The following is an 8,786-nucleotide window of genomic DNA, read 5'->3' as shown; positions in this document are numbered from 1 at the left end:
ACCGGTGCGCATGCACGATCGTCGCACATGCGAAAACCGATGGGAATCCAACATCGGACTCTTTTGTCTCGATCAATCCACTAGGGATGGTCTATATTTCACTTGGCCGCAGCGACGACGCCAAGGAAGCAAAAAGGCAAGGTGTGCTGCGAGTGGAAAAGGAAGTCAAAGCGCATCCCGACAATGCCACCGCGCTATGTTTCGGGGCCACAATGCTGGCGGAACTTGGCGAGATTGAACGCGCGCTGTCGTGGGCCTCCCGTGCTGAAATGTTCGCCGGAGACAACATTGCGGTTCAGTACAACATAGGCTGTTGTTATGCGAAGTTGGGCAAGACGGAGCAGGCTATCGATTGCCTGGAACGTCAGCTAACTGCATCACGTGCCTACCTCATTTTGCGCATGCCATGGATGCGTCAGGATAGCGACCTCGACTCGCTCCGCGCTCATCCCCGTTATGTCGCGCTTGTCAATCGGATGGGGGCCCAAATAGTCGCGACTGGAGCTCGAATATCAGCAGGCCACGAGGAGAGTGAAGCAATGACCCTGAATATGATGCCCAGAAAATGAGTTGGTTGAGGGCAGGCCCGTTCCTGGCGCAACTACGCCCTCAAGCGCCGTCGCCGGTAGTGTCCGCTGTAAGGCGGTGGCACAACTAACTTTAACGGCCGACATTGGCGCAAAGCATTCGCGGCTCCAATCGGGAAGTGAAGCCGCTGTTGGTCAGACCTCCGTTGCCTCGGCAAGTTCAAGGGCATCCTCGACGTCGACACCGAGATAACGGACCGTGTTCTCGATCTTGGTGTGGCCAAGCAGGATCTGGATGGCTCGAAGATTTCCCGTCGCCTTGTAGATGATGGACGCCTTGGTGCGTCGCAGAGAATGCGTGCCGTATTCCTGGGGTCTAAGCCCGATCGCCGCGACCCATTCGTCGACGAGACGGGCATACTGTCTCGTGCTCAGGTGAGCTGCGCGCTGCGCGGTCGATCCTGCTCGGAAATGCATAGTCATCAACGGTCCCGCCGCGTCGTTCCAGCGTTCCAGCCACACGAGAAGGCTCGCGCGAGCGTCACCCATCAACTCGAACTGCACTGGCCGCCCCGTTTTCTGTTGCACTACCATCGCGCGGCTGCGGATTTCCGGGCCGATTACAAGAGTGCCGATCTTGATCTTAACGAGATCGCAGCCCCGAAGCTTGCTGTCGATCGCCAGATCGAAGAGCGCTCGATCGCGCAGGCGCTGCTCCCGATCAAGGAAGAAACGGATCGCCCATATCTGCCGAGGCTTAAGAGGGCGTTTCGTGCCAACCTTCATGCCCGCATTCCAAGCGCAGTGATTGGTGGCAACGGGGTCGTAGTGTGAATTTCCCATTTCGTTTCTCCTTCGGCCATGATTGGCCCCAGGAGGAACGCGTATGGCCTGTCAGGGTCTGGGCCGGGAGCGCACTGACAGCTCTCAGCTGCCGATCTTCAAGAGCGGACGTTCAGTCCGGTCGCTTTCTAACGTCCCGAAAGCTAACTTCCGGCGGGATCGGAAATGCTGACTCGATCCGGTGTCAATATGTGTCGTGACCTGACCGCTGAGCCGCCCTTCATCAGCCCATTTCGCTGCTCGATAACCGACCCTTCACCGCAACCAGCGTTCCTGATCCCAAACCGGACATTGCGAGCGTCACCCCCGCTTTGAGCGATCGCTCTAAATCGCGAGGACGGGAGTTCAACGAAGGGGGCGCGTCCGACAGGCTGGCCTGTTTCCTCGAGTTATGCATTATGGAATTCTAAATTATCCGGGCATCAATCTGAGTTTTGAGTTGAAGACGAGCGTCGCACTCTCCTTCGGGTCGTTTACACTGGTGCCCGCCGAGCGCATGCTACTGCAGGGCGATCAAAGATTGAAGATCGGCAGCCGTGCGCTGGACATCCTCATCGTCCTGGCGTCGCGGCCCGGCGAAGTCATCTCTAAGGATGAATTCGTCTCGCTGGTCTGGCGGAACACGTTCGTCGAAGAAAACAACCTGCGCGTTCACATCGCATCGCTCCGCAGGATTCTCGGCGAAAGCAGCGACGCTCCGCAATACATCTCCAACATCCCCGGCCGGGGCTACAGCTTTGTGGCCGCCGTCTCTCATAAGGCGGCCCCTGTCAGTCTAGAGGGGCAGCCGGCCTTTGGCGGCAAGCCGTCGGTACCCCGTCTTGCGAACCGAGTTATCGGCAGGGAGGCGGTTATTGATCTGCTGGAGCGACAGATGCCGAAGCAAAGGCTGCTTACGGTCGTAGGACCAGGTGGTATTGGAAAGACGACGGTGGCAATCGCGCTTGCGGACCGTCTCAAAGACCAGTATCCGGGCGGGACCGCATTTGTGGATCTCGCTGGGATTTTGAACGGAGAACTGCTCACCGGGTCGATTGCCGCCAAGGCAGGCTGTGTGCTCTCGTCGTCTGATCCTCTTGCCGAGCTTGCCAGACAGCTCAACCACCGCTCGATGCTGCTCATCCTGGATTGTTGCGAACATCTGATTGACGAGGTTGCGGTGGTCGCGGAAACCCTGATCGCCGAGACGCAGCAGTTGACCATCCTTGCGACCAGCAGGGAACCGCTTCGTATCCCAGCCGAATGGGTTCTTCGCCTGCCACCCCTGGACTGTCCAGGCACCAACGAAGCGCTCGACGGCCCGGCTGCGCTGCGTTTTCCGGCAGTCCAGCTTTTCGTCGAACGCGTTTCAGCCAGCGTCGGCGGCTATTTCCTAAGCAACGCCGAAGCGCCGATCGTGGGCGAGATTTGCTGCCGGCTCGACGGCATCGTGCTTGCCATCGAGCTGGCCGCCGGGCGTGTGGACACCTTGGGCATTGCAGGCGTCGCGGAATCGTTGCGGAACAATTTCGACATCCTGACGCGCGGACGGCGCACGGCGCTTCCACGCCACCAGACGCTGCGCGCGACGTTGGACTGGAGCTATACGCTGCTCTCGTCGACGCAACAGTTCGTCCTTGCCCAGCTATCGCTGTTCAACCAGGAATTCACGCTCGAAGCGGCGCGCGCCGTTGTATCGGGCGAAGGGGCGGTCGATGTGGAAGGCAGTATCGTTGACCTCATCGCGAAATCGCTGGTGGTCGCCGACCGCAGCGCCCATCCCATCCGCTACCGCCTGCTCGACATGACGCGCGCCTATGCGGCGAAGAAGCTTTCGGCATCCGGCTTCGAGAACGAGGCGTCATACAGGCATGCGACCCACTACCGCACGCATTTCGACGATGCCGCGCGACAGTGGCAGGTCGCGCAGGAGCCGGTATCCCCGGAAATCTACAGCCGCGACATCGGCAATCTGCGGGCGGCCCTCGACTGGTGCTTTTCGCCAGCAGGCGAGAGCGCGATGGGCGTTGCGATGACGATCGCGGCGATCCCATTGTGGTATCAGCTGTCGCTCGTCGACGAATGCCTGTCGCGTGTCCAGCAAGCGCTGGACTGGCTTGAAAAGCAGCCGGAAGCCGACAAACGGAGCCTGATGCAGCTGCATGCGGCATTGGGTTTTCCGCACATGCGCGCGATTTCGGGCCGACCCAGCGGCGCTGAGGCGTGGACGCGCGCGCTCGAGATCGCCCGCAAAGTTGACGACGTGGACTTCCAGTTGCGTGCCCTCTGGGCACTCTGGGTGGATCGAACCAACAGCGGCGAACCCCGCGCCGGGCTCGAGATGGCCGAAGCCTTTCTCATACTGTCGGAGCGGTCGACCGACGACGCCGATCGGCTTATCGGCGAGAGGATGAAGGCCAGGTCGCTGCACCTGCTTGGCGACCAGACCGGTGCGGAGGACCATGTGCGGCGCATGTTGGCCGCCTATAAAGCGCCGGCTAACAGAGCACACCTTGCGCGCTTTCAATATGAGCAGCGCATTACCGCTCGCATTACGTTGGCGCGTGTGCTGTGGCTTCGCGGTAAGACAGACGAAGCTCTGCGCGAGATAGACGACCTTATCGAAACAGCGATTGCCGCAGGCCACAATCTTACGCTTTGCCACGCGCTGTCGGACGCGGCCTGTCCGGTATCGCTGATGGCGGGTGATCTGGCACGCGCCGAACGCTACACTGAAATGCTGCATCGACGCACGAGAGATCATGCGCTCGATGTCTGGCATGCCTATGCGGAGTGCTTCGAGGGCGACATCCTGATCCGGAGTGGCGAGGCGGCGACAGGCGTCACCCTCGTTCGCGAAGCTCTCGACCGATTGGATCGCGCGGGATTCTATCTCTATCAAACCGTCTTCCAGTCAATCCTCGCCTCCGGGTTGACGAGGCTTGGCCGAGAACCGGAAGCCATGGCTTTGCTGGATGGCGCACTGTCGCGATGTCAAGTTAGCGGCGAGGCTTGGTATTGCGCTGAGCTGATTCGCCAGAAGGGCGTGATCTTGGCCGGGCAATCCTCGCGCCGGCCCGACGCCCGGGCGTTCTTTGAGCGCGCGATAACGATTGCCCGTGACCAGGGAGCCACAATCCTGGAGCGACGTTCAGCCGACAGTCTTGCCGCGCTAAACAGGCACGTTAGCACCGTTTAGCATCGATTTACTGGTTTACACCGCTCTCCTGCGCGACTGTTTCGGCACCGAACGAAGCACACACTATGCCAAGGAACAGAGCGATGAACTCAACCCGCATTACCTCCTTTCGTCGAACTGTCGTGGCCGGCCTGACCAGCACCGCACTGCTCTCTGTTCTGACAACTGCCGTGCTGGCCACGCCAACAACTCCGGTTCAGCAAAATCAGGCAGCGGCATGCGGCGCCGCTTGCGTGGAGACGCAGACGCTCGATGTTGGCGGCATCGCCTACCCGCGTGAGTTCGGCGAGGAGGTCATCCGCTTCTTGGGCGATGAGACGCGGCCATGAGCGCCTTCCAATCCTCCGCTTCTTTCACCCGTCGCGACGTGCTTGCGGCAGGCATGGCCAGCGCCGCAGCGACGCTACTGCCGGCGAACCCAACCCAGGCGCTCTCGGCGGAAGTCGCCACCCAAACCAGAAAAGGAAAACAGACCATGGGCTTCATCACCACCAAGGACGGCACTGAGATCTTCTACAAGGATTGGGGGGCGGGCCAGCCGATCGTCTTCCATCACGGCTGGCCGCTCAGCGCCGACGACTGGGACAATCAGATGCTGTTCTTCCTGGAAAATGGCTACCGTGTCATTGCGCATGATCGCCGGGGCCACGGCCGCTCGACCCAGGCCGCCACGGGAAACGAGATGGACACCTATGCCGCCGATGTCGCGGAGCTGGCCGAGGCGCTGGACCTCAAGGAAGCCGTCCACATCGGTCATTCGACCGGCGGCGGCGAGGTCGCGCACTATGTGGCGCGCGCCGAACCGGGGCGGGTTGCCAAGGCGGTGCTCATCGGGGCGGTGCCGCCAATCATGGTGAAATCGGACAAGAATCCAGGCGGCCTGCCGATCGAAGTGTTCGACGGATTCAGAGCAGCGCTTGTCGCGAACCGCGCTCAATTCTACATCGACGTTCCTTCCGGCCCCTTCTACGGCTTCAACCGGCCAGGCGCGAAGATTTCGCAGGGTCTCATCAAGAACTGGTGGCGGCAGGGCATGATGGGCGGCGCGAAGGCGCACTACGACTGCATCAAGGCCTTCTCCGAGACAGACTTCACCGAGGATCTCAAGGAGATCGACGTTCCGGTGCTGGTCATGCACGGCGATGACGACCAGGTCGTTCCTTACGCGGATTCCGCGCCGCTTTCCGTCAAGCTGCTCAAGCGTGGCACGCTGAAGACCTATGAGGGTCTGCCGCACGGCCTGTGCGCTACGCATCCCGAGATCGTAAACCCCGACCTGCTCGCCTTCATCAAAGGTTAGCTGGCAGCGGAAGCGGAGACTTGCCGTGAATTCAACCAGCACGTCGACCTACCGACGCTCGTCCTGCACGGAGACGACGATCAGATCGTCCCGATCGCGGATTCGGCGCTGCTGTCGGCGAAGCTGATCAAGAACGCGAAACTGAAGGTGATCAGAGGTGCACCGCACGGTTTATGCACCACACACAAAGACGAGGTGAACGCGGAGCTCCTCGCCTTCATACGCAAAACGGCCTGACTCCCCGCATCCTCCCCCCACAGGCCGTTGACTGCGCTACGCGGGCAACCGCGTGCCCGCGTAGCGCCTTTCCTCAATAATCCCGGCAGCCGCCGGACAAAGGAGATCAAATGTTCACTTTCAATACCCGCCGCACCGCACTGGTGTTTGCTGCTGCACTGCTTTCCTCGAGCCCAATGCCGATGATGGTCAATGCCCCTGTAAGCGCCGCCGCTGAGATCGTGGACTCGACCACCCACTACCACACCGTCAAGATCGGTGGCGTCGACGTTTTCTATCGTGAGGCAGGGCCGGCTAACGCGCCGGTTGTGCTTCTGCTTCACGGCTTCCCGACCTCTTCACACATGTTTCGCAATCTGATCCCGGCGCTTGCCGACCGCTATCACGTGATCGCGCCCGACTACCCGGGATTTGGCGAGAGCGCGGCACCTGATCACACCAAATTCGCGTACACCTTCGCTAACTACGCCGATCTGGTGGATGGCTTGCTCGGGCGACTCGGCGCGAACAACTACGCGATGTACGTCATGGATTATGGCGCTCCGGTCGGATACCGGCTCGCGCTCAAACATCCGGAACGGGTAACCGCCTTGATCGTGCAAAACGGCAACGCTTACGAGGAGGGCCTGAAGGAATTCTGGGATCCGATCAAGGCCTATTGGGCGGACGGTTCGGCCGCGCATCGGACGGCGCTGAGTTTCCTTGTCACGCCTGCCATCACGAAATTCCAATACACGGACGGCGTAGCCGACGTTTCCCGGATCGACCCGGACAATTGGGGACATGACCAGGTGCTGCTCGACCGTCCCGGCAACAAGGACATCCAGCTCGATCTCTTCCACGACTATGGCAGCAACGTTCCACTCTACCCGAAATTCCAGGCATTTTTCCGCGAGCGCAAGCCGCCGATGCTGATCGTATGGGGCAAGAACGACAAAATCTTCCCCGCCGATGGCGCCGGCCCATATCTTCGTGATTTGCCAGGAGCCGAGCTTCATTTGCTGGACACCGGGCATTTCGCGCTCGAAGACAAGCTGGACGAGATGGTTCCGCTTATCCGGGACTTCCTGGACCGCAAGGTGGTTACTAACTGAGCCGGCGTCAGCCGCGATCTGAGCGCTGGCGGCGTTACGGCCGCCAGCGGATGGCCGGAAAACGCCCGCCAGAATTTACTTTCGCCTCGCGGCTTTTGCCTGTGCTGCCTGGCCGCCTCCCGGCGCTCGATGGGTGTGCTCAGTCGAAACCTGAGCGCCGTCAATGAGGTTCGCCCGCCAGCCGCAGGCGCGGACCATACCGTCTCTCTTCATCGCCGCCGCGGCCAACTTGGATCAGGAGATTTCGTGATGAGCAAGCTCAACGGAAAAGTCGCAGTGATCACCGGTGCAACGAGTGGCATCGGTTTGGCCGCGGCAAAACGGTTTGCGGCGGAAGGCGCCCGTGTATTTATGACCGACCGACGAAAAAAGGAACTCGATGCGGCCGTCAACGAAGTTGGCAATGATTCGCGAGGCATTCAGGGTGACATAGCGAATCTAGCCGATCTCGACCGCCTTTTTGAGATCGTGAAGGATGAGGCCGGCGCCATCGACATCCTATTCGCCAATGCGGGTGGCGGCGAATTTTCCGCTCTTGGCGCTATTACGGAAGAACATTTCGACAGAACCTTTGGAGTCAACGTAAAAGGCACGCTCTTCACAGTCCAGAAGGCGCTGCCGCTTCTCCGTGACGATAGCTCGATCATCCTTACTGGATCGACCGCTGCGACCACTGGCACGCCTGGGTTCAACGTGTACGGCGCCAGCAAGGCAGCAATCCGCAACTTCGCGCGCAGTTGGATACTCGATCTGGCCGGCCGAGGGATCCGCGTCAACATACTTGTTCCCGGCGCGACCTCTACTGCCGGCTGGCACGAGCTCGCGCCATCCGAGGAGGCACACAAAGAGATGATCCGGTTCGTGTCGACAAGAACGCCGTTAGGGCGTCTCGCTGACCCCGACGAAACCGCAAGCGCGGCCCTCTTCCTTGCTTCCAGCGACAGCAGCTTCGTCACGGGAAGCGAGCTGTTTGTGGATGGCGGCTCCGCGCAGATCTAGATTTCAGGTTACGTCGTGGGGACCGTGACACAACCGCTTGCCAATCGGAACACTGACTGAAAAGAGAAAGATCATGCCTGAACAACGCCCGCCGCTGCCGCCATTCACCCGCGAAACCGCCATCCAGAAGGTTCGCAGTGCAGAAGATGGCTGGAACAGCTGCAATCCCGAACGCGTTTCGCTCGCCTATACTGTTGACAGCTATTGGCGCAATCGCTCGACTTTTGTGCAGGGACGCGATGCTATCGTCGCCTTCCTGACCGGCAAGTGGGTGCGTGAACTGAATTATCGGCTGATCAAGGAACTTTGGGCCTTCACGGACAACCGCATCGCCGTTCGCTTCGCCTATGAATATCACGACGATTCCGGCAACTGGTTCCGTGCCTATGGCAATGAGAATTGGGAATTCGACGAAAACGGCCTGATGCAAAAGCGCTTTGCCTGCATCAATGATTTGCCAATTCAGGAATCAGAACGCGAATTGTTCTGGGACCGTTCCGGACCACGTCCGGCCGATCATCCGGGCCTGTCGGATTTAGGATTGTAATCGTCGGAGAAGGTTCGAACTTTATTCCGGTTCTTGCCGAGATCCTCCGCGAACATGGCTT

9 protein-coding genes are annotated in these 8,786 nt (G+C 60.1%); 8 read left to right on the top strand and 1 reads right to left on the bottom strand.

Annotation, left to right across the window (positions count from 1 at the left end):
* Window positions 1-569: tetratricopeptide repeat protein (locus NKH60_RS26045; RefSeq protein ID WP_352873865.1), on the top strand; the 569-nt coding region annotated here is incomplete at its 5' end.
* A 153-nt stretch (window positions 570-722) separates the two neighbouring features.
* On the opposite strand, the gene NKH60_RS26040 is transcribed toward NKH60_RS26045, so the two are convergent.
* On the bottom strand, window positions 723-1,370 hold the full coding sequence (locus NKH60_RS26040; protein WP_352686920.1) for a tyrosine-type recombinase/integrase: 648 nt from the start codon (window positions 1,368-1,370) through the stop codon (window positions 723-725).
* 439 nt (window positions 1,371-1,809) lie between these two features.
* On the opposite strand from NKH60_RS26040, the gene NKH60_RS26035 reads away from it, so the two are divergent.
* The 7 genes from NKH60_RS26035 (at window position 1,810) to NKH60_RS26005 (ending at window position 8,725) form a co-directional block, all read left to right on the top strand.
* A complete protein-coding gene (locus tag NKH60_RS26035) occupies window positions 1,810-4,548 on the top strand; it encodes an ATP-binding protein (RefSeq protein ID WP_352873863.1) in 2,739 nt (912 codons plus the stop codon).
* 83 nt (window positions 4,549-4,631) lie between these two features.
* Window positions 4,632-4,877, top strand: a complete 246-nt coding sequence (locus tag NKH60_RS26030; RefSeq protein ID WP_352503612.1) for a hypothetical protein — start codon at window positions 4,632-4,634, stop codon at window positions 4,875-4,877.
* A 146-nt stretch (window positions 4,878-5,023) separates the two neighbouring features.
* On the top strand, window positions 5,024-5,848 hold the full coding sequence (locus NKH60_RS26025) for an alpha/beta fold hydrolase (protein ID WP_352851931.1): 825 nt from the start codon (window positions 5,024-5,026) through the stop codon (window positions 5,846-5,848).
* On the top strand, window positions 5,849-6,085 hold the full coding sequence (locus NKH60_RS26020) for an alpha/beta fold hydrolase (RefSeq protein ID WP_352851929.1): 237 nt from the start codon (window positions 5,849-5,851) through the stop codon (window positions 6,083-6,085).
* A 176-nt stretch (window positions 6,086-6,261) separates the two neighbouring features.
* Window positions 6,262-7,179 carry an alpha/beta fold hydrolase gene (locus NKH60_RS26015; RefSeq protein ID WP_502907777.1) on the top strand — a complete coding sequence of 306 codons (918 nt, stop codon included), beginning with the start codon at window positions 6,262-6,264 and terminating at the stop codon, window positions 7,177-7,179.
* A 249-nt stretch (window positions 7,180-7,428) separates the two neighbouring features.
* The gene (locus NKH60_RS26010) at window positions 7,429-8,178 is read left to right on the top strand and encodes an SDR family NAD(P)-dependent oxidoreductase (RefSeq protein ID WP_502907776.1); all 750 of its coding nucleotides are present in this window, start codon (window positions 7,429-7,431) and stop codon (window positions 8,176-8,178) included.
* Between the two features lie 73 nt (window positions 8,179-8,251).
* Window positions 8,252-8,725, top strand: a complete 474-nt coding sequence (locus tag NKH60_RS26005) for a nuclear transport factor 2 family protein (RefSeq protein ID WP_352618179.1) — start codon at window positions 8,252-8,254, stop codon at window positions 8,723-8,725.
* Window positions 8,726-8,786 lie beyond the last annotated feature (61 nt).

The sequence above is a fragment of the Mesorhizobium sp. M1006 genome, assembly GCF_040318825.1.
In the GTDB taxonomy this organism is placed as follows: domain Bacteria; phylum Pseudomonadota; class Alphaproteobacteria; order Rhizobiales; family Rhizobiaceae; genus Mesorhizobium.
Note: the sequence above shows the minus strand (reverse complement) of the source record. Positions and strands in the feature narration are given on the sequence as shown.

Bases quoted from the DNA above. Each gene is read 5' to 3' on its own strand.
- NKH60_RS26040 (WP_352686920.1), bottom strand. From the start codon at position 1,370: ATGGGAAATTCACACTACGACCCCGTTGCCACCAATCACTGCGCTTGG.
- NKH60_RS26010 (WP_502907776.1), top strand. From the start codon at position 7,429: ATGAGCAAGCTCAACGGAAAAGTCGCAGTGATCACCGGTGCAACGAGT.
- NKH60_RS26015 (WP_502907777.1), top strand. From the start codon at position 6,262: ATGCCGATGATGGTCAATGCCCCTGTAAGCGCCGCCGCTGAGATCGTG.
- NKH60_RS26005 (WP_352618179.1), top strand. From the start codon at position 8,252: ATGCCTGAACAACGCCCGCCGCTGCCGCCATTCACCCGCGAAACCGCC.
- NKH60_RS26030 (WP_352503612.1), top strand. From the start codon at position 4,632: ATGAACTCAACCCGCATTACCTCCTTTCGTCGAACTGTCGTGGCCGGC.
- NKH60_RS26025 (WP_352851931.1), top strand. From the start codon at position 5,024: ATGGGCTTCATCACCACCAAGGACGGCACTGAGATCTTCTACAAGGAT.